Annotated in this window: 19 protein-coding genes; 8 read left to right on the forward strand and 11 right to left on the reverse strand. The window is 69.9% G+C overall.

Annotated features, from left to right (window positions below):
* The first annotated feature begins 17 nt into the window (after window positions 1-17).
* On the forward strand, window positions 18-854 hold the full coding sequence (locus AB0B91_RS58985; protein ID WP_358340937.1) for an alpha/beta hydrolase: 837 nt from the start codon (window positions 18-20) through the stop codon (window positions 852-854).
* Window positions 847-1,401, forward strand: coding sequence for a WHG domain-containing protein (locus AB0B91_RS58990; protein ID WP_358340939.1), 555 nt, complete (start codon window positions 847-849; stop codon window positions 1,399-1,401). The genes AB0B91_RS58985 and AB0B91_RS58990 overlap by 8 nt, the downstream gene beginning before the upstream one ends.
* On the opposite strand, the gene AB0B91_RS58995 is transcribed toward AB0B91_RS58990, so the two are convergent.
* Entirely contained in the window at window positions 1,398-2,351 is a 954-nt protein-coding gene (locus AB0B91_RS58995) for a zinc-binding dehydrogenase (protein WP_358340941.1), read from the reverse strand. The genes AB0B91_RS58990 and AB0B91_RS58995 overlap by 4 nt on opposite strands.
* Before the next feature lie 81 nt (window positions 2,352-2,432).
* On the opposite strand from AB0B91_RS58995, the gene AB0B91_RS59000 reads away from it, so the two are divergent.
* Window positions 2,433-3,089, forward strand: coding sequence for a TetR/AcrR family transcriptional regulator (locus tag AB0B91_RS59000; protein ID WP_358340942.1), 657 nt, complete (start codon window positions 2,433-2,435; stop codon window positions 3,087-3,089).
* Here AB0B91_RS59000 and AB0B91_RS59005 read toward each other — a convergent pair.
* Entirely contained in the window at window positions 3,070-3,939 is an 870-nt protein-coding gene (locus tag AB0B91_RS59005; RefSeq protein ID WP_358340944.1) for a LysR substrate-binding domain-containing protein, read from the reverse strand. The two genes, AB0B91_RS59000 and AB0B91_RS59005, sit on opposite strands and share 20 nt — an antisense overlap.
* A gap of 88 nt (window positions 3,940-4,027) precedes the next feature.
* Between AB0B91_RS59005 and dapA the strand changes: the two genes are divergently transcribed.
* Entirely contained in the window at window positions 4,028-4,888 is an 861-nt protein-coding gene (dapA, locus tag AB0B91_RS59010; RefSeq protein WP_358340946.1) for a 4-hydroxy-tetrahydrodipicolinate synthase, read from the forward strand.
* Here the strand turns inward: dapA and AB0B91_RS59015 are convergent.
* On the reverse strand, window positions 4,850-5,995 hold the full coding sequence (locus AB0B91_RS59015; protein ID WP_358340948.1) for an FAD-dependent monooxygenase: 1,146 nt from the start codon (window positions 5,993-5,995) through the stop codon (window positions 4,850-4,852). The genes dapA and AB0B91_RS59015 overlap by 39 nt on opposite strands.
* A 51-nt stretch (window positions 5,996-6,046) precedes the next feature.
* Between AB0B91_RS59015 and AB0B91_RS59020 the strand changes: the two genes are divergently transcribed.
* Complete coding sequence (locus tag AB0B91_RS59020; RefSeq protein ID WP_358340950.1) at window positions 6,047-6,523, forward strand: MarR family transcriptional regulator; 477 nt, start codon at window positions 6,047-6,049, stop codon at window positions 6,521-6,523.
* A gap of 4 nt (window positions 6,524-6,527) precedes the next feature.
* Here the strand turns inward: AB0B91_RS59020 and AB0B91_RS59025 are convergent, their stop codons facing one another.
* Genes AB0B91_RS59025 through AB0B91_RS59035 form a run of 3 tightly spaced genes read right to left on the reverse strand, consistent with a single transcriptional unit; the run spans window position 6,528 to window position 14,023 of the window.
* On the reverse strand, window positions 6,528-11,366 hold the full coding sequence (locus AB0B91_RS59025) for a DNA repair ATPase (protein ID WP_358340951.1): 4,839 nt from the start codon (window positions 11,364-11,366) through the stop codon (window positions 6,528-6,530).
* Between the two features lie 6 nt (window positions 11,367-11,372).
* Entirely contained in the window at window positions 11,373-13,469 is a 2,097-nt protein-coding gene (locus AB0B91_RS59030; protein ID WP_358340953.1) for an SPFH domain-containing protein, read from the reverse strand.
* Window positions 13,469-14,023, reverse strand: coding sequence for a hypothetical protein (locus AB0B91_RS59035; protein WP_358340955.1), 555 nt, complete (start codon window positions 14,021-14,023; stop codon window positions 13,469-13,471). The genes AB0B91_RS59030 and AB0B91_RS59035 overlap by 1 nt, the downstream gene beginning before the upstream one ends.
* A gap of 202 nt (window positions 14,024-14,225) precedes the next feature.
* On the opposite strand from AB0B91_RS59035, the gene AB0B91_RS59040 reads away from it, so the two are divergent.
* Window positions 14,226-15,080, forward strand: a complete 855-nt coding sequence (locus AB0B91_RS59040) for an NADP-dependent oxidoreductase (protein WP_358340957.1) — start codon at window positions 14,226-14,228, stop codon at window positions 15,078-15,080.
* A gap of 33 nt (window positions 15,081-15,113) precedes the next feature.
* Here AB0B91_RS59040 and AB0B91_RS59045 read toward each other — a convergent pair whose 3' ends face one another.
* Window positions 15,114-15,989 carry an aminoglycoside phosphotransferase family protein gene (locus AB0B91_RS59045; RefSeq protein ID WP_358340959.1) on the reverse strand — a complete coding sequence of 292 codons (876 nt, stop codon included), beginning with the start codon at window positions 15,987-15,989 and terminating at the stop codon, window positions 15,114-15,116.
* Between the two features lie 88 nt (window positions 15,990-16,077).
* Between AB0B91_RS59045 and AB0B91_RS59050 the strand changes: the two genes are divergently transcribed.
* Window positions 16,078-16,329 carry a hypothetical protein gene (locus tag AB0B91_RS59050; protein WP_358340961.1) on the forward strand — a complete coding sequence of 84 codons (252 nt, stop codon included), beginning with the start codon at window positions 16,078-16,080 and terminating at the stop codon, window positions 16,327-16,329.
* A gap of 2 nt (window positions 16,330-16,331) precedes the next feature.
* The gene (locus tag AB0B91_RS59055) at window positions 16,332-16,754 is read left to right on the forward strand and encodes a hypothetical protein (protein ID WP_358340963.1); all 423 of its coding nucleotides are present in this window, start codon (window positions 16,332-16,334) and stop codon (window positions 16,752-16,754) included.
* Between the two features lie 109 nt (window positions 16,755-16,863).
* Here AB0B91_RS59055 and AB0B91_RS59060 read toward each other — a convergent pair whose 3' ends face one another.
* The 4 genes from AB0B91_RS59060 to AB0B91_RS59075 form a co-directional block, all read right to left on the reverse strand.
* Entirely contained in the window at window positions 16,864-17,880 is a 1,017-nt protein-coding gene (locus AB0B91_RS59060; RefSeq protein ID WP_358340965.1) for an MBL fold metallo-hydrolase, read from the reverse strand.
* Between the two features lie 243 nt (window positions 17,881-18,123).
* Window positions 18,124-18,717 carry a hypothetical protein gene (locus AB0B91_RS59065; RefSeq protein WP_358340967.1) on the reverse strand — a complete coding sequence of 198 codons (594 nt, stop codon included), beginning with the start codon at window positions 18,715-18,717 and terminating at the stop codon, window positions 18,124-18,126.
* Between the two features lie 196 nt (window positions 18,718-18,913).
* Window positions 18,914-19,675, reverse strand: a complete 762-nt coding sequence (locus AB0B91_RS59070) for a hypothetical protein (protein WP_358340969.1) — start codon at window positions 19,673-19,675, stop codon at window positions 18,914-18,916.
* Window positions 19,672-19,857 (reverse strand): hypothetical protein, encoded by a 186-nt coding sequence (locus AB0B91_RS59075; protein WP_358340971.1) that lies wholly within the window; start codon window positions 19,855-19,857, stop codon window positions 19,672-19,674. The genes AB0B91_RS59070 and AB0B91_RS59075 overlap by 4 nt, the downstream gene beginning before the upstream one ends.
* Window positions 19,858-20,071 lie beyond the last annotated feature (214 nt).

Raw genomic sequence — 20,071 nt, forward strand, 5'->3', positions numbered from 1 at the left:
TAGCCAAGGAGGGCGACATGACCGAGTTCCTGAAGCACGAGGGCGGACAACTCGCGTACGACGTGACGGGCGAGGGCCCGCTGGTCGTGCTGGCGCACGGCATGGGCGACGGCAGGAAGGCGTACCGCTTCCTGATCCCGAAGCTCGTGGCGGCCGGATACCAGGTGGCGAGCCTGGACATCCGCGGCCACGGCGAGTCGAGCATCGGCTGGGACTCCTACACCCGCGTGGACGTCGCGGGTGACATCCTGGCGCTCATCCGCCACCTGGATGCGGGTCCCGCCGTCGTCGTGGGCCACTCGTTCTCCGGCGGGGCCGCCACTGTCGCGGCGGCCCAGGATCGCAGCCTGGTCAGCGCGGTCGTCGAGGTCGGCCCGTTCACCCGGGCGCAGCAGATCGACCTGAAGGGCATGCGGATCGCCCGCCACCGCAAGGGCATGATGCGGCTCCTCGGCACCGCCGTCCTGCGCAGCGTGGGGCTGTGGAAGAGCTACCTCGACGTCGCCTTCCCCGGCACCAGGCCGGCCGACCACGCCGAGTACATCGCCGCGCTCGAAGCCGACCTGCGCCGGCCGGGCCGGATGGCGGTCGTCGGCAAGATGGGCGGATCCGCGCCCACCGACGCCGGCTCCATGCTCCCGGACCTCCAGGTTCCCGCCCTGGTCGTCATGGGCACCCTCGACCCCGACTGGGCGAGCCCCGAGGCTGAGGCCCAGGGCATCGTCGCGGCCATGCCGGAGGGGCGCGGCAGGATCGCGATGATCGAGGGCGCCGGGCACTACCCGCACGCGCAGTTCCCCGACGAGGTCGCCGGGGCCATGCTGTCCTTCCTCAAGGAGAAGGTCCGTGGCTAGGGCGGCGCTGTCCCCTGACGCGGTCGTCTCGCTCGCGGTGGCCATCGTCGATGAGGAGGGCCCCGCCGCGCTGACCCTGTCGGCGGTGGCGGCGCGGGCGGGTGTGGCCACCCCATCCCTGTACAAGCACGTGCGCAACCTCGCCGAGCTGCGCGAACTCCTGTCCGTGCGGATACTGAACGAGATGGCGGAGCACGTGGGCGCGGCCGTGCTCGGCCGGTCCGGCGACGACGCGCTGCGGGCGCTGATGGAGGCCTGGCGCTCATACGTCACGCGGCATCCCGGACGCTACGCCGCGGTGATCCAGGTCCCGGACCCGGCGACGGCCGAGGCGGGGGCGCGGCTGATCGACATCCTGTTCGCGGCCCTCAGGGCGTACGGACTGGAGGGCTCGGACGCGATCCACGCGGCGCGCTCCCTGCGCGCGGCCGCCCACGGCTTCTCGGTGCTGGAGGCGGCAGGCGCGTTCGGGCTTCCCGAGAAGCTCGACGAAAGCTACGACCTGCTGACCCACATGATCATCTCAGGCCTCCACTCCCCCCGTTAGGGGATCAGCACGATCCTGCCCAGTGCGGTGCGGTCTTCGAGGCTGCGATGGGCCTCGGCGGCCGACTCCAGCGGCAGCGTGGCCGCGACATGCGCCTGGCTGCGCCCGTCGGCCACCCTGGCCAGCATCTCCGGGTAGTGGACGCCGAACACCTCGGCTCCCCACGCGGGCCCGCCGCACCCGACGATGGTCACGCCGCGAGCCCACAGATCGGCGGCGCCCACCGCGGCGGGTTCGCCGCTCAGCGAGCCGTAGCAGAGCATGCGCCCGGAGCCGGGCGTGAGGTGATCGAGCACCGCCTTGGCCGACGCCCCGCCGATCGACTCGAAGACCACGTCCACGTCGGGCAACTCGCCGGGCCAGCCGGGTTCGCGGTGATCGATGACCTCGTCGGCCCCCATCTGCCGGGCTCGCTCCCGCTTCGCCGGGGCGCCCGCGGTGGCGATCACCCGTTCCGCGCCGAACTCCTTGGCATGCCGCAACAGGTACGTCCCGATGGAGCTCGCCCCGGCCTCCACCAGCACGGTCTCCCCGCCTTTGAGCCCGGCCCGGTGCAGCAGCGCCAGCGCGATGGCGCCCGGCGCGGCGGCGGCGACGGCGTCGACCGGCGACACGCCCTCGGGCACCGGGCAGATCATCGACGCGGGCACCGCCGCGTACTCGGCGTAGGAGCCGACCCCGCCCGTCACGCAGGCGATCGTGGTGCCCAGCAGGGCCTCGTCGACTCCGGCCCCGACCTCGGTCACCACGCCGGCCGCCTCGGCGCCGAACACCACGGGCAGCGGCACCGGCAGCGGGAAGGCGCCCGTCCGCATCTGGGTCTCCGCGTAGCTGACCCCGATGGCCTGCGTACGGATGACCAACTGCCCTTCTCCCGCCTTCGGCTCCGGCCAGTCCTCGACCTTGAGCACCTCGGAACCGCCCAGTTCGTGGACAACGATCGCGCGCATGCGACACTCCTTCTAAGTGAACCGTTGGTCCAGTTAATATATGGACCGTCGGTCAACTTGTCTATGGGGAACAATGATCTGATGGAACGGCGGGAGCGGGCCGACGCGGCACGCAACAGGCGGGCGATCCTGGAGGCCGCCGAGGCGCTGCTACGCGAGCATCCGCCGGGGGAGGTCTCCGTCGAGCGGGTCGCCGCCGCGGCGGGCGTGGGCAAGGGGACGGTGTTCCACCGGTTCGGCAGCCGGGTCGGGCTCATGCAGGAGCTCATGGCGGAGCGGGCGCGCGCGCTGGAGCAGGACGTCGCGGACGGGCCGCCGCCGCTGGGGCCGGGCGCTCCGGCGGGGGAACGGCTGGTCGCCTTCCTGAACGCGGTGGTCGCGATGGCGGCCGGGAACGCGGGGTTGATGGCCGCGCACGAGCACGCGAGACTGACCCAGAAGGCCGGGGGCGGGTCGCGGCTGGCCAACCCGATCTACGTGGCGTGGCACGAGCACGTCTCGGCGCTGATCGCCGAGGCGCGGCCGGATCTCGACGCCGAGCTGGCCGGGCACGTCCTGCTCGGCACGCTGCACACGGAGCCGATCAGCGGCCTGCTGCTCGGCGGCGAGTCGGCAAGGGTGGCGGCCACCCTCGGCGACCTGGTCAGGGGCCTGCTCAACGAGGGCGGGCGCCCGCCCAGCGAGGGGGTCGGCCTGCGCGGCGAGGAAGGAGACCCGCTCAGAGAGGGAGGTGGGTGATCGCGGTGTGGAAGGCGGCGACGGCCGCCTTGATCGCGGGATGCTCGCCGTACCCCCTGCGGAAAGCGGCCAGGGTGCGGCGGCTGAGCGGCAGCCCGGTCAGCGTCACCCCGTGCGGCGGCGTGAGCGCGGCCAGGCGTGGCACGAGCGCCACGCCCTGACCGGCGGCGGCGAAGGCGAGCACGGTGTCGAAGTCCTCGATCCGGTGACGGACCTGCGGCTCGAAACCGGCCGCCTGGCAGGCCCGGATCGCCATCGCGTGGCACAGGGTGCCCGGCTTGCCGACGATCCAGGCGTCGTCGCGGGCGTCGGCGATCGTGGCGCGATTCGTCAGGTACATCTGCTCCCCGAACAGCGGCTCCGTCTCCAGCGACGCGTCGGTGACCGGTGGCACGAAGTCGTACTCGTGCACGAGCGCGACGTCCACCTCACCCGCCCGCAGCGCGGCCGAGACGTCGGCGGGGTCGATCTCGGAGACCATCGGCCGCAGGCCCGGATGCGCGCGGGACAGCTCGGCGAGCGCGGGCGGCAGCAGCACGCGCGCCGCCGTGGGGAACGCGCCGACCCGCAGCGGCCCCGACGGGCCGCTCCGCACCGCGGCGAGCGCCGCGGACGCCCTTTCCAACTGTTCGAGTACGTCCTGCGCGTGCTCGACGAGCAGGTGGCCGGCGGGCGTCAGCGTCACCGTACGGCCCGTGCGCCGCAGCAGCGCCACGCCCGCCTCCCGCTCCAGGGCGCTGAGCTGCTGGGAGATCGCCGAGGGGGTGAAGCTGAGCGCCTCGGCGACCGCGGCGATGGTGCCGCGCTGGGCGAGTTCGCGCAGGAGGCGGAGCTTGCGAGGGTCGAGCATCAGACAAGCTTAAGCTCAACAGCAGAAATCCGCGCTGGACCTAACGTATCGTTCCGGGTCAGGCTGAAGCATGCTGACAGGACTTCATGTGCCACTGGTCACGCCGTTCACCGAGACGGGCGAGGTGGCCGTCGAGGCGATCGACAAGCTCGCCCGCCACGTTCTCGACCAGGGCGCCGCCGGACTGGTCGCGCTGGGCACGACCGGAGAGGTCGCGGCGCTGACGCCCGCCGAGCGGGCGCGGGTAATCGAGGTCTGCGTCCGGGTCTGCGCGGAACGCGAGGTGCCGCTGACCGTCGGCATCTCCGGCAACGACACGCGCTCGACGGCCGTGGCGCTGAAGGAGCTGCCCGAAGGGGTCTCCGCCGCCCTGGTGACCGTGCCGTACTTCCTGCGGCCCTCGGAGCGCGGTGTCGTCGCGCACTTCGAGGCGCTGGCGGAGGAGACGCCGGTACCGCTGGTGATCTATCACATTCCCTACCGGACCGGGCAGGCCGTGAGTGCGGCGACCCTGCGTCACCTGGGCGGGCACCCGATGATCGCCGGGGTGAAGTACGCGGCCGGCGGGATCGACCAGGACGCCGTGGACCTGCTCGGGGACCTGCCTGAGGGGTTCGAGGTGCTGGGCGGCGACGACCTGTTCATCTCGCCGCTGCTGGCGCTGGGCGCCGCGGGCGGCATCCTGGCCTCGGCGCATCTGGCCACCGACCGGTTCGCCGAGCTGGTCGCGGCGTGGCGCGCGGGTGACGTGGTCAGGGGCCGGGCGCTGGGTCACCGGCTCGCCCGGCTGTCGGCCGCGCTGTTCGCCGAGCCGAACCCGACCGTCATCAAGGGGGTCCTGCACGCCCGGGGCCTCATCCCGACCCCGGACGTGCGCCTGCCGCTGCTCCCCGCGAGCCCGGAGGCCGTCTCACAGGCTGACGTGGTGGCGGTACATCCAGGACAGTGACTCCTGGCTGGCCGTCTTCTTGAGGAAGAACGGCATCATCAGGTCGCGGAACACCCGGCCGACGGGTCCCGCGGCCTTGCTGTTGCTGATCGTCCGCGAGTAGGCCACGACCCGCTCGGCGCGCTCGCGCCGCTCGGCCTCGAACCGCTCGAACGCCTCCCGGTGGTCCGCCGCGTCCCGCAGGCATCTGGCCAGCACGATGGCGTCCTCGATGGCCTGCGAGGCGCCCTGCCCCGCGCTCGGAGAGGTGGCGTGCGCGGCGTCGCCGGTGAGCACCACCCGCCCCTTGTGCCAGGTCTGCAGCGGCGGCAGGTCGTAGACCGGCAGCGCCAGGTCCACCTTGGAGCGGCTGACCAGCTCGGCGGAGAAGTTCGCGTCGTCCTTGAACGCCTCGACCAGCAGCGGCTTCCAGTCCGGCGGTACGTCCCCGAGTTCGCGCGGCAGGTTGGCGAACCACCAGGTCTCCCCGGAGACGGTCACGGTGTAGCCGAAGAACGCGCGCTTGCCGAACACCATGTTGTAGACCCCCGGCTCGCCCGTGAAGTCGCCGTCGCGGACGATCCCGCCAAAGCTGTACAGGCCGCTGTAGCGGGGCGCGGGCGCGCCGGGGTCGAGCAGGGCGCGGGTACGCGAGTGCACGCCGTCGGCGGCGATCAGCACGTCGCCCGTCTCCTCCGTCCCATCCTCGAAGCGGGCGGTCACCTGGTCGCCCGTGTCGTCGAAGGAGACCAGGCGCTTGCCGTACGAGATCGGGATGCCGCGGGAGACGGCCTCGTCGCGGACGATGCGGTAGAGGTCGGAGCGCAGGATCGTGTGGCTCACCGTGCCGTCGTCGAGCGGCAGGCCGTTGGCCACCTCGCCGAGGCGCTTGCCGGAGCCGCTCCACATGACCATGTGCGGGGTGGGGATGCCGGCGGCCATCACCCCGCGGTGCGCGCCCAGCACCCGCAGGGCGTCCAAGCCGTTCGAGGCGACGTTGAGGAACGAGCCGACGCCTTCCGCCTTGTCCTGGTACGCCTCGAAGATCGCGGCGTCGATGCCGGCCGCGCGCAGGGCCATCGCGGTTGCCGGACCACCGATGCCGCAACCTATGATCAGAGCCTTCATGGTGATAACCTTTCGTTCGGTCGAACGAAATATATGCCGGGAAGGAGGACCGTGTCCAGAGATATTTCGGAACACCGAAAGAAATTGCTCGAAGCCCTGTTCGTGGCCGGTCGGGACAACAGCAACGCCGCGGTGATGTTCCACACCGCCATCGGCGAGCGGCTGGGCGTGGGGATGACCGAGGAGAAGGCCCTTGACCTGCTACAACGGCTGGGTCCGCTGACCGCGGGAGAGCTCTCGAAGCACACCGGTCTCGCGCCCGCCTCGGTGAGCGGGCTCATCGACCGGCTGGAGGGCAAGTGGCTGGTGCGCCGCACTCGCGATCCCAAGGACCGGCGGCGGGTGATCGTCGAGGTCAACCACGAGCAGCTGGCCGGGGGCGCCGAGCTCTTCGCTCCGTTCGTGGCCGGGCTGACCGAGCTGTACTCCAGCTACTCGGACGAGCAGCTGGAGTTGATCCTCGACTTCCTCGACCGGGCCACGGCCATCCAGCGCACCTGCACGGCGGAGCTGACCACGTCGCAGTGACGCGTCAGTCCGCCGCGTTCTGCCTGATGGCCGTGCCGACCTCGCCGACCCGGTCCGCGAGCAGGCCGATGGCGCCCACGGCCCTGGTCATCGGGTCGTCCTCGGCGCCGCCGAGCGCTTCGGCGCGCAGGTAGGCCGCCTTGATGTCGCGCCAGCGGGCGGCCTGCTCGGGGGTGAGGCGGCCGCGGAGCTCGGCGAGCTTGAGCAGGTTGGCCTCCGCGTCGCTGGTCAGGGTCTGGGCCTCGCCGAGGTAGTGGTCGTCGATGACCGCCTCCAGCTCGGCGTCGTTCATGGCGGGCACGATCCGCTCGGCCAGCTTGTTCATGTTCCGGTACGAGCCCTGCAGGCGGAACGGCGGCTCGGTGCGGGCGGCGTCGGACTGCCCGGCCGAGGCGATGTAGGCCTGGTTGTTGGCCAGCACGACCTCCTGCACCCGCACCAGCTTCCGCAGCACGCTGAGGATCTGGTCCAGCTCGGTCTTGGCGTACGGGTGCCGGAGCTGGTCCGGCCGCGCGGTCTGGTCGCCGCGGGCCAGGCGTACCAGCAGCTCGACGTCGGCCCGGTCACGGGCGGAGAGCGGCGCCAGCACCGGGTTGGAGGTGAGCGCGTTGTCGATGTAGCTCAGCGCGAACAGCTCTTCCTTGCCCGACAGCACGTCGCCGAGGTTCCACACGTCGGCGCGGTTGGCCAGCATGTCGGGGATGCGGAAGCGCCGGCCCGACTCGGTGTACGGGTTGCCCGCCATGCACACCGCGAACCGCTTGCCACGTAGGTCGTACGTGCGGGTCCGGCCGTTCCAGACGCCCTCGATGCGGCGCTGGGCGTCACACAGCGAGATGAACTTCTGCAGCAGCTCGGGCGAGGTGTGCTGGATGTCGTCCAGGTACAGCAGCGTGTTGTTGCCGGTCTCCAGGGCGAAGGAGATCTTCTCGACCTCCTGCCTGGCCGTCGCGTCGGGCGCCTCCGCCGGGTCGAGCGAGGTGACGGCGTGGCCGAGCGCCGGGCCGTTCACCTTGACGAAGACCAGGCCGAGGCGGCTGGCGACGTACTCCATCAGCGTCGTCTTGCCGTAGCCGGGCGGCGAGATGAGCAGCAGCAGGCCCATCTGGTCGGTCCGCTTGTCCGCTCCGGCGGCGCCGAGCTGCTTGGCCAGGTTGTCGCCGATCAGCGGCAGGTACACCTCGTCGAGCAGCCTGTTGCGGACGAACGCGCTCATGACCTTGGGCCGGTACTCCTCCAGCCGCAGCCGGGTCCGCTCGGTGGCCACCAGCTCGGTGCGCCGCTTCTGGTAGGCGCGGTAGGCGGGGACGCGTTCGGTACGGAAGCGGCGGGTCCTGGCCAGGGTCTCGTCCAGCCGCAGTTCCAGCTTGCGGTCGGCGATGCGCGGGTGGGTGCCGAGCAGACCCTCCACAGTGGCGGTCAGCGCGGCGCTGGAGTCGTGCCGGGGCAGGTCGCAGAGCTGTACGGCGATGGACTCGGGCACCTCGGGGCCCGTGCCGAAGGCGCCGATCCAGGCCCGGGCCAGCTCCAGCCGATCGGGCGGCGCCACGGCCTTGAGCTCCTCCTCGAACTCGCGTGACCTGGCCGGGCCGAGCGCCTGGTGGAAGCCCTGGAGGAGGCTACGGGCCGCCGCGCTGGTCACGAAGCCGGCGGGCTGGGTGGCGAGCTCCTCGACGAGGTACTCCCCGGCCAGCGCGGCCGTCTCGCCGGGCCCCGGGTGGAACGCGGCGATGTGCGAGCCCAGTTCCGTTGCCAGAGCGGCCAGCTCCGGAGTCGGGCCGAAGACCGTGCGGGCGCGCACCAGCGACACGGCCCGTGTGGCGAATGTTTTACGTGAAACCTCGTCCGTCCCGAACGCCCAGTACAGCTGCGCCGCTGCCCGCGCATCCGGCGGATACCGCAGCAGCCCCGCTCCCTCCCGGAGCCGGAGCAGCGTGTCGAGGATGGCGGTCGCGTCGTGGTCGTGGACGCCGCGCTCGTACCCCTCGTCGTAGCGTTCTTCGGCCGTCTGCCGTACGAGGTCCTGGAGCGGCCCGCCCGGCACCGCCACGTCGAGCAGCGAGGCGGCCAGGTGCTCGGCGCGGTAGACCTCCGGCGTCTCGGAGGCGAGCAGTTGGTCCCAGAACGGCTGGGTATCGGCGAACGAGGCGGGGGCCGGGGACCGGTAGTCGGTGCCGGTGATGGCGAAGTGCATGGCGCCGTCGTGCGGCACCAGCGTGAGGTCGATGGGCTGGGTGTTGACCGCGAACCGGTGCCGGCCCAGGCGCAGCGTCTCGCCGCCGTCCGAGAACAGGTCGAGGCGGTCGCGCAGGGCCCGGCCCGCCTCCTGCTGCGCGGCCTTGACCCTGCCCCCCAGCTCCTCGGCCCGTACGGCGTCGCCGAGCCCGCGCAGCTCGACGGAGACCGAGCGGAGCTTGGCCACCATCGGGTCGGTGGCGAAGAAGGTGTTGACCTCGTCGAGCGAACCCAGCGACGGCAGCCGTCGGGTGACGCTGCCCAGGATGCGTTCGGCCGAGGCGAAGATCCGGTCGGCCCGGCGGGCCAGCTCGTCCAGCTGCGTCTGCTTGCGGGCCGAGAACGCCTCGTAGACGTCGTCCCGCTTGCCCGCGAGCCGGGCGGCGAAGTCGTCGAACTCGCCGAAACGCGTCTCCAGCGCCTCCAGCCGCAGCATCAGCCTGCCGAGCTGCTCGTCGCACCGCTCCGGCGTGTCCGCCACGGCCAGCGCGCCGGTGATGGCCTGCCCGAGCAGCGCGAACTCGGCCGCGAACGCCGCCCGCCCCTCGGCCCCCAGCAGCTCGCGCCGGCGACCTTCCAGCATGGCCCGCGCCCGGTTCACCCCGCCGAGCACCTCGGCGATGCGCTCCAGGATGGAGGTGCGTACGGTGGCGTCGGCGATCTCGAGCGAGCCCACGACCTCGGTGACGACCTCCAGCCCCTCCGACTGGGTGGCCAGGCGTTCCGTGACGGGCTCGGCCTCGGCCACCGTGGTGATCGCGGCGGCCTCGGCGGCCAGCCCCTCCACCGCCTGGTGGTAGCCGGTGAACGCGTCGGCTCCCTGGAGGAACGCCACCGCCCGCTGTCCTGCGGAGACCAGCTCCTCGGCCAGCGATCCGGCCAGCGTGTCGAGCCGGGCGAGGTCCAGGTAGCGGACCTCGCGCAGCGTCACCAGGCGGCCCTGGGCCCGGCGCAACGTGGCCAGCAGCGTCACCCAGGCGTCGGCGGTGGCGGGGGTGTCGCCGCGTGCCTGCCGTACGAGCCGGGTGGTCTCCTCCGCGGCCTCGGCGAGGGTGCGGGCGGCCTGGCGGGTGAGCGCCTCCACGTGCTCGTACTCGTCGAGCACCTGCTCGGCGGTGGCCCGTACGTCGGCGAGTGGGCCGCGCAGGCCCTGCTCGCCGAGCCAGTGGTAGTGGTCGAAGGCCCGCGTGCAGGCGGCGATCAGCGCCTCGAACGTGGCCGCCGACGGCGCCATCTCGCCGATCATGCGGGCCACCGACAGGCAGTCGGAGATGCCGCGCACCAACTCGGCGTTGCCGATGCGCTCCAGCGGGCCGGTGCCGGTGGGCTGGGCGGCGGCGTAGGTGTCGGAGACGTACGGCGTCTGCCAGACCTGCATGGGGTGGACCCGCGTCGGCTCCTCGGAGGTGGCGCGGAAGACCACCATCGTGCCGTCGTCGAACAGGGAGTAGCCGTGGCAGACGATGGGGTTCGCCACCTCCTTCCTGATGACGTTGTACGGCAGGAGCAGTGAGCGGCCGTCGCCCCTGGCGTGGAAGACGTACAGGACGTCCTCGCCGTTGGGGGAGCGGACCACGCGGTCGAACTCCAGGTCCGTGACGTCGGTGTCGAACGTCTTGCTGACCCCGGTGGCCAGGTAGTAGCCACCGGGGAAGATCAGCCCCTGGTCCTCCGGGAGGCGCTGGCACGCCTGGCCGATGCCGTCGAGCCTGGTCACGGCCTTGGTACGGATGTTGAAGACCAGGTGGCGCCAGCCGGTCTCCTTGTACGGGCGGATCCTGATCAGGATGAGCGGGCCGATGACGGTGTGCTCGACGTCGGCGTCGGCGAGACTCTGGAGGGGTTCGGTGACGGGCTCGGCGTAGATGCCCTCGCCGGTCTCGGTGTTGTTCTCGATCTTGATGGTCAGGTCGCCGCCGACCGTTTCGACGAACACCTCGTCGCGGATGGAGATGTGCGGGTGACGGCCGAGCACGTGGTCGTCTCGGGTGGCCGGGGTCCACACGAAGTCGTGCGAGGGCGGGAAGGCATGGTCCCGCTCCCCCCTGTTGTCCTGATATTTCGTGATTCCTTGGGGGTCGACCGTCCATCTGAAGACCCGGGTGTCGGCCGGGCCGGTCTGGAAGACGGCCAGCAGCTTGCCCTCGACGCGCCTCAGATGGTGGAGCCTGGACTCCTTGTAGTAGCGGTACAGCTCGGCGAAGTCCTTCTGGAACGCCGGATCGTCGAGGGCCGCGAGCCGGTCGGGGTCGAACCTGAAGGCGTCGCCGTCCCTGGTGAAGCGGTGCACGGAGAAGACGTCGGCGACCGTGGTCTCGGGCTTCAGCCCGATGAACACGTTGTAGCCGAACAGCATGACCCCGCCCAGCGAGACGATGTCCCGGGGGACGCAGTTGTTGTCGGTACGGATGCGTTCGGTGCCGAGCAGGCGGAGCTCCGTGCCGCCGAAGACGGTCAGGCGCTCGGCGTTGACCGCCTCGGCCGCTCTGGCCAGGGCCTTGGCCTGCGCTTCCAGCCGGGACTTGAGCACCTCGTAGGTCCCGGCCGCCAGGCCGGTCGCGCCGGGCTCCGCCGTACGGGAGCCCTGGCGCTGTGCGTCGTCGGTCACGCGCGATCAGACCTTCGCGGCGGCGAGCGCGGCCACCGGGGAGTCGGCCACGCCCAGGCGGCGGGCCGTCTCCAGGAGCTCGCCCAGCGGGGCCGAGTCGGGCCCGCCGTTCTGGATGAGCCGCATCAGCAGCGCCGACACGGTCAGGTTCTTCAGGTCCTCGGTGCTCACCCCGCCGACCAGCGCGCTGAGGTCACCCGCGAGACTGGCCGACCCGTTGAGGTACGGCGCGGCCAGCGAGCCCGCGACCTGCGAGTGCTCCACGAACCCGTCCACCACCTTGCCCGCGGTGATCGAGCCCACCACCTTGTCGAAGAACATCGTGTCGCCGCCGACGATGTCGATGTTCGCCTTGGCCAGGCCGGCGGCCAGGACGCTGGCCTGCGACTCCGCCACCTGCCGGGTGACGTCGATCTGCTTGAGGCGTACCTCCGTGTCGGCCTCCAGCCGCAGGCGGTACTCCTCGTGCGCCCGGCTCGCGTCGTCGAGCGCGGCCATCGCGGCCGCCTTCTCGGTCAGACCCTCGGCCTCGGCCTTGAGCTTCTCGCCCACCGCGGTCGCGGCGGCCAGGGCCATCGCCTGCTCGCCTTCGGCCCGTGCCTTGAGCCGGTCGCCCTCGATCGTGGCCATGGACCTGGCGCCCTCCGCCTCGGCCCGTAGCTTCTCGGCCAGGGCCACCGCCTCCGCGCGGCCGACCTTCTCGATCGCCTCCGCGTCGCGCTCCCTGACCTGGACCTGGGCCAGCCCGGCAGCCGCCGACTCGGCCTGTACACCCTCGGCCAGCCTGATCTTGGCCCGGGTGTCCAGCTCGGCGGCCTGCTGCCTGGACTCGGCGAGCGTCAGCTCCTCGCGGGCCTTGAACTTCGACGCGGTCTCGGCGGCCTCGGCCGCCTTGATGTCCTTGACCAGGTTCTCCTGCGCCTCGGCCTCGGCGGCGATGATCACGACCTGGCGGGTGCGCTCGGCCTCCTCGACCACGCGCAGCCGCTTGATGCTCTCCTCCTGCTCGGCCACCGTCTTGTCGACGGCGATCCGCTCGCGTACCACCTCGGCGATCGACCGCTTCTCGGTCTCGACCTCTTTGTCCTTGGCGATCCGCGACAGCTCGGTCTCCCGCTCGCGGGCGATGACCTCCAGCATGCGGTCCTTCTCGATCCGCTCGGTCTCGATCGCGATCACCCGCTCGCGGTTCTTCTCCGCGACGGCGACCTCGCGGGCCCGGTTCTCGTGCTGGACGCCGAGCTGCTCGTCGGTTTTGATGTTGGCGGACTGCGACTTCAGCCGCTCCTCGGCCGCCACCCGGGCGATCTCCGCCTCCTCGCGGGCCTTCATGGTCTCGATCTCCCGATGCTGCTTGATCTCGGCGTCGGCCTGCCGGCGCTGCAGCTCCAGGATCGCCTCGCGGGCGTCCACGTTCTGGCGGGTGATCTCCTTCTCTTCGCTGCGCTGGAACTCGTTGGTCCGTACGTGCTCGATCGCGGTCAGTTCGGTGATCTTGCGGATGCCCTGGGCGTCGAGGATGTTGCTCTTGTCCAGCGCGTTCAGCGAGGTCTGCTCCAGGTAGTCGATGGCCGCGTCCTCCAGGCTGTAGCCGTTGAGGTCGGTGCCGATGAGCCGGACGATCTGGTCGCGGAACTCGTCACGCTTGGTGTACAGATCCACGAAGTCGAGCTGCTTGCCGGCGGTCTTGAGCGCCTCGGAGAACTTCGCGCTGAACAGCTCCTGCAACGTCGACTCGTCGCTGGCCCGTACGGTGCCGATGGCCTGGGCGACCTTGATGACGTCCTCGGCTGTCTTGTTGACGCGTACGAAGAATGTGATCTTGATATCGGCCCTGATGTTGTCCTGGCAGATCAGCCCCTCGCGGCCGGTCCGCTCGATCTCGATGGTCTTCACCGAGATGTCCATGACCTCGGCCTTGTGAAAGACGGGGAGCACGGTGGCTCCGGTGAACGTCACGTCGACCTTGTTGACCTTCGAGATGATCAGCGCCTTGCCCTGCTCGACCTTCCGGAAAAGGCGGCTGATGGCGGCAAGCAGGCCGATCACGATGACCAGCACGACGGCGAGGAATATGCCGAATCCGGTGGAGATGACGTCCATCAGTGCTCGCTTTCGTAAGGCATGACCCAGAAGAATTCGCCGTTGGCGTCGTATTCGAAGATGAGCGCGTTGTCGCCGCGCGCAAGGCGGTCCTGGCCGGTCGTCCTGACCTGGACGACCGCCGAGGAGCCGTCGGGCGCGGTGACTTCGGCCTGGCCGAAGTCGGCGCCCGCGTGGCCGGTCCGGATCACGCACATCCGGCCGACGAAGTCACCGCGTGACGGCCGCCGCGCGTCGGGGAACAGCCGGCGCAGCGGGATGAGCAGGCCCCGCATGCCCAACCAGGCCCCGAGCAGGGCAAGGATGGGTACGGCCAGCAGCGCGACCCCCTGCGCCACCTGGCTGCCGATCAAGGTGAGCAGCCAGGCCAGTGCGATCAGCAGCGACAGCGCGATCCCGGCAGGCACTCCGCCCAGCCCCAGCCAGGGCGCTTCGCCGTCTTCGAAGTCGAAAAGGCCGGATATGACAATGAACCAGTAGCCGGCCACCACGACGAGAAGGAAGGTGAATACGACCGTCGGGAAGCTCAGCGCGACATGTAAGAACTCGGTCATCAGACCCTGGTTACCCCGTCCCCTGCTGTGCCCCCGTCGGACTATATACAGATAAAGCCGGACTAAAGCTGAAAGTTCCCGAACTGCGATATGGCTTGACCTCAAGTGTGGTTGGGGATGCAGGGTCGGCTCTATGACCAACGGAAATTTCATGAAAGCTGCGGCGTTTGCCGAGTTCGGGGGACCTGAGGTGCTTCGCCTGATGTCCCGGCCCATGCCGGAGGCGGGGCCGGGACAGGTCCGGGTGCGGATCAAGGCCGCCGGGGTTCAGCCCTTCGACGCCGCGGTACGTGCCGGGTGGACGCCGCCCGGCTTGACGGACCCGTTGCCGCGGGTCCCCGGCAACGAGTTCGCGGGCGTGGTCGACCAGGTGGGTCCGGATGTGACGCTGGGTGTGGGGGAGGAGGTGCTCGGATTCTCGCTACTGAACAGCTACGCCGAGTACATCGTGGTCCCCGCCACCGACGTGACGCTCAAGCCGCCGGGTGTGCCCTGGGAGGTGGCGGGTGCGCTGACCGCCGCGGTGCAGACCGCCGAGATCGCCATCGACCAGCTGAACCCGGTCGCCGGTGACACGCTCCTCATCCACGGCGCCGCCGGAGCGGTCGGCACGGCCGCAGTCCAGATCGCTGTCGGCAGGGGCGCCACCGTCATCGGGACCGCTCGCGAGGAGAACCACGCCTACCTGCGCGACCTCGGCGCGATCCCGGTCGTGTACGGGGAGGGCCTCGCCTCCCGCGTACGGGCGCTCGCGCCGGGCGGGGTGGACCTGGCCCTCGACGGAGCGGGTGGCGCGGCGCTGGACGTCTCGCTGGAGCTGGTTCAGGACCCTGGTCGCGTGCTCACGCTGGTCGAGCATGGCAAGGCGGCCGGGTTGGGGGTCATGACCACACGGGGTGTCCGTACGGCTGAGCGTCTCGGCCGGTATGCCGCGCTTTATGCGAAGGGGGAGCTGAAGTTCCTGATCCGGCGGACGTACCGGCTGGAGGATGCGGCGGACGCGCACCGCGAGATCGAGACGGGCCATGGTCGCGGCAAGCTTGCCCTCCTCATCTGACCGCACACCGGTGTTGATCGGCAGCCTGTTGTCCTAGAGGCGTTGACGGACCGCTTCGGCCACGGCGAGCTGGATCTCGTGGAGCTCCCGCTTGCCGCGCGCCACGTCCCAGAGCGAGTTCTGCAGCACCCGGCCGAGCGTCCACCCCGCAGCCCGCTGCCGGTCCAGCCCGAGCCCGTCCACCATGAAGTCGAACCGCCGCAGAACCGCCCGCCGTACATCCCCCGTCGCCACGGCCTCCGCCCACCGGTTGTGCAGCGCGGGCAACAGGTCGAACCCGGGGTCCCCGGCGAGCGGCTTGGGATCGATGGCCAGCCACGGCTCCCGATCCCCGGCCAGTACGTTGTCGTAGTGCAGGTCCCAGTGCAGCAACCGATCGCCCGGCTCACCCACGAGCTCGCGCACCGTCCCCGCGCAGACCCGTAACCAGTCCCGATCCCGCTCCCTGCGCAACCCCGCCACCGCCTCGGGGACACGGCCGAGCATGTCACCCGCGATATCCCCCAACCGCCGCATCCCCTCGGGGGCGGGCAGCGCCACCAGCCGCCGGAGCAACTCGGTGAGGATCCCGAGCGCCTTCATGACATCGGGTTCGGCCGACAGCGGATGCTCGGCGTCGAGCCGTTCGAGCAGCAGGGTGCCGGTGGCGGGGTCCTCGTCGAGCAGCAGCACCGACCCGTCACCCGCCCAGGCCCGCAGGCCCGGCCCCTCGCCGACGTTCTCGTGGCTCACGGGTTGCAGCTTGAGCGCCGCCCGCGTGCCATCGGCCCGCACCACGGGCAGCACCAGCGACACCATCCCGTGCGCGGGCTCGCCATCGAGACGCAGCTCCCATCGCTCGAGATACCGCTCCGCCAGCGCGGGCAACCCGGCCGACCAGGCCCGCCCGGCCTCTCCATCATGCTTCACGTGAAACTCGGTCAAAGCAGCAGGCACCACGATCTCCACCCACCCAGTCTGCCGCAGGCGAAACGTATGCAGTGTTATCCTCAATCGTATGCAGACGAAGGACAAGCGGACCAGCTTCTCCCACACCGAGGACGTCGGCAGGCAACTCAAGCAAGCCGCCGCCGCCCACGGCGTCACCGTCTCCACCTACATAGACGAAGCCGTCGCCGAGAAGCTCGACCGAGATCGCAGAATGGCAGCCTGGCGCGAGCTCGTCGGCTATGACCTCAACGACGCCCCCGCCGACACGCTCGCCCGCGTCCGCGCCATGTTCGACCGCATCGAGGAGAGCCACCGATAGCCGTGCGCTTCCTGGACACCGGCCTGGTCCTCGACCACGCCGCCCTCACCGACTGGCTCGCCAAGGACATCGAGATCGAAGTGATCATCGGCGAAGCCGTCCGCCGCGGCTACCCCATCGTCATCCCCACGATCGTCGCCGCCGAGGCCGCCCGCCAGGTCCGCACCGAACCCGCCCGCGAACGCCTGCAGGGCCTGCTGTACATGATCGCCCACCACGTCGACACCCTCGACAGGGATGACGCCGTCACCGTCGGCTCCCTGGCGGCGGAGCACGACGTCGCCTCGCTACCGGCCGCTCACACCGCACTCGCCGCATCACACCGCCGCACCGACGTGGGCAATGCCACCGACTGGCGCATCATCACCCGCGACGCCAGCCCCTACCAGCGACTCTGCCCGGACGTCCCGGTCAACTGGCTCTGACCCCGAGTGCTTGGCCAGGAGCAGCAGCCTGCCGTCCAGTACGTGGCGGCCCACCATCCGATCCGCGTGCCCTGCCGGCCGCCGACGTTCCCAGGCTCCCGGGCGTCTATCAGCAGCAGACGGGGGTCGATCGTCCCGGTGAGGCGGCCGCGGCGCCTGAAGGCGTGCCGGCGTTCGCCTCTTGGCCTTGGACGATGCGGCCGCGCAGCATGATCTCCATGACCTTCATGAAGCGCTGCGTCCTGGAACGGCCGATGACGAACGGATTCCCCGCTCCCGACGACCCGGCGCGCAACTCCTCGATGCGCGCCAGGCCGTTGTCGACGCCCCCGTGATTGTTCAGCTCGATGTCCACCCCTGCCTGCCTCATCCTGGAGGCGAAGGCGAGCGCGGAGGAGAGAGTGGTGCGCTTGTCCGCGGTCGCGGCGGGCGGGGCGGTCCCGCCCCACAGCATCGCGGTGTGCCGTAGCCCCTTCCAGCGCACCGGGAAGATCGGCGAGACGGTGCCCGGCGTGTGCCCGGGCGTGTGGTGGAACGCGACTGTGGTTTCGCCAAGGGTGAGCCGCTGTCCGTCGGAGATCTCCAGGTCTCGCTTGGGCGCATTGGCCGGGCGTTCGGCGGCGACGAGGTTCCAGTCGGCTCGGCTCATCATGACTCGGGCGCCGTACTGGTCGGCGAGGAACTGGGCGCCGCCGAAATGATCGCTGTGGCCGTGGGCGACCACCACGTACTTGATCTTCGCTGGATCCGCTCCCACAGAACGCAGCCCAGGAACGATGATCTTTTCGGCGTCATCCGGTGATCCCAGTGCGTCGATGAGGATGATGCCCTGGGAGGTGAGCAGGGCCGTGGCCTGGACGAAGCTGGTGCCCAGCACCGCGACGTCGTCGAAGGTCCTCAGTGGCAGGAGGGGCTTCACGGTCGGCATCGAGAGGCCCGGCGTGAGGGCTTTGACGAGGGCCCGCAGGACCGGGTCGTCGCCGGCCAGCCTGGCCGCGCGGTCGTAGTAGGACTGGGCGCTCTTGGGGGCGGCGGCCGATGCTTTGGCCTCGCCTCCCGCCAGCGGCAGGAGGGCCGCGGCGGCCAGCAACGCACGGCGGGACGGGCTGAACTGCCCTAAGGACATGGTCTAACACCTGCTTTCACGGGCCAGAGACCTGAACGCGATCACGACCTCGATGGACGTCAATGACCGCTTAGCAGACCAGAACCGATCTCCTTTCGTCCAATATTGATATACATAGTCCACTGATTAGGAAGTAGATATTGAAGCTGATCAGGCATCGCGGGGCGGTGGAGATCATGTACTACGGCGGGAGCCTCTCTGACCGGCTCCTGGCCCTGGCGCCCGAGATGGCCGGACCGCCTGTTAGTCACTGATCTCCCAGATGTACCAGGGTCCGTTGAAATGGCAGTAGTAGCCAGGCCCGTCGATATCCGGCTCACTGTTCGGACTCCAGGCGAAGCCGTAGCTGGTGAGGAAGCCCGTGTCGTCGATCATGAAACCAAAGGCGTTGCGGGATCCGTCAAGGTACTCGACGGGATACAGGCCGATCCAGTTTCGCTTCCCGGGCGGCGTCCCCTCTGACACCGTCTTCGCGAAGTTGTCGAGGGCGGGGCGCGACAACTCGAACCGCATCCTGACCGGCGCACCGACGTAGACGAGTGAGCCGACCAGTGCCACGATCAGGGGCGGCACAGCCCAGAACGGCCAGTGACGGCGTAATGTGACGAGTCTCCCCCGCCTGACAAGGACGCCACCAAGCACGACCAGCCAGCCGAGGCCGAAGAGCAGCCAGCAGACGCCGGCGAACATGAGCCACGTGAAGTGCCCCCCGGGAGCGCTCGTCGCATAAAGCATCACGAGTCCCAGCAAAACGGCGACCGTCCCCCATGCCCTGTCGCTGACATCCATGGGAGCGCGCCGACGACGCGCGTCAGGAAGATCGCTCGTTGTGTCCACCGCGTGATCGTAACTATCGCTTGTGGTGATTCCGCCGGGCTTGTGCGTATCTTCCGTGCAGAAATCCACGAGAGGTATCGGGAGCTGCGATTTCAGAGGCTGTTCGCCGCCGGGATTCGGCTCGTGGCTGATCCTCTCACCCGTCGCGCCGATTCTCTGACCAGGAGAGCTGTTGCGGTGAGGTCGGTTGGGAACCCTAGCCCAGTCCGCCATCGGCCAGAAGCGAAGCGGCCGCGTGCGGATCCATGAGGTTGGACCAGATCACCTCACCTGCATCGATTTCGCGGTGCGGCATGACGTCGGGATACCAGCTGTCACGTTCGCACCCAGGTACGGCGTCCAGGACAGCTGCCTGCTCGGCGATGGTGACGCTACCGATGATGCGGATGCCTACATAAGTCTCGTGGTCTTCCCGAGCACGTACGAGAACGGCGAGTGTGTAGCCGCTGAGCTCCTCGCGCTCCTCGCGCCCGTTGAGCAGCGAGTTGACGACCAGCCTGCGAACGCAGCTCTCCATTCGAAGCATTTGGCGCTCGACGTCTTCGAGTCGTAGGCGCGCCTCGTCGAGGGGACTGGGCAGCAAGCCGTCGGTGTGAGTGTCGGTCGTCAGCGCAGGAGAGTTGCCGCTGTTATAGAGCTTGCGAGCGTGTCGTCCTCGCTCGGCGAGGGCCGCATAGAAGTCGTCCGGGCTGCCGTCTTCCCGCCTGCCTGCCCCTACCAGCCAAGGACAGCGGCTGTCGGCCCACACTGCTCCTCGCCATCGTTGAATCTTGACCTTGAACAGGACGTTGTCGTCGACCGAAGCGATCCGTTCCCTCGGCCCCTCTCCGGAGAACTGTGCGGAGGCCTTACGGAGCAAGGGATGCTCCAGTTCGTTCAGTGCCACCCGTGCGGGCGGGAGTTTGGTGAAGCCGAGGTCTTCGCGCAGGCAGCGGATGGTCGGACGAGTCGGCTTCATCCCTCGGACACCCCTCCTAGCTCCTCGATCTGCTCCTCGGTCAGCCCGGCGACGAGTGCGACCCGCGCCGCGTGTGTCCCGTCCAGTTGAGCCATCGCCTCCTGCATGGCCGCGTGCAACTCCGCCTGGCGGACCTGGAGGTAGACCCGTACAGCCTGCGCGACGAACTCCTTCTTGGTCACGTGAAGGAAATGCGCTCCATGCGAGATCAGTTGGTCGGTCTCAGAATCGACTTTGAGCGGTGCGACATTCGATGCAGCCATGATATTCCTCCGGTACCCAATGGTACTTGTACCCGCATGAGAAACGAGACACCGACCCCAAACGTCGTACGGCTTGAGATCCTCAGCCACTGCGCGGCGTCCGGACCGGCCTTGCCGCCTGCGCCCGTTCGGC

The sequence above is a fragment of the Nonomuraea sp. NPDC049141 genome, from assembly GCF_040648415.1.
GTDB lineage: Bacteria > Actinomycetota > Actinomycetes > Streptosporangiales > Streptosporangiaceae > Nonomuraea.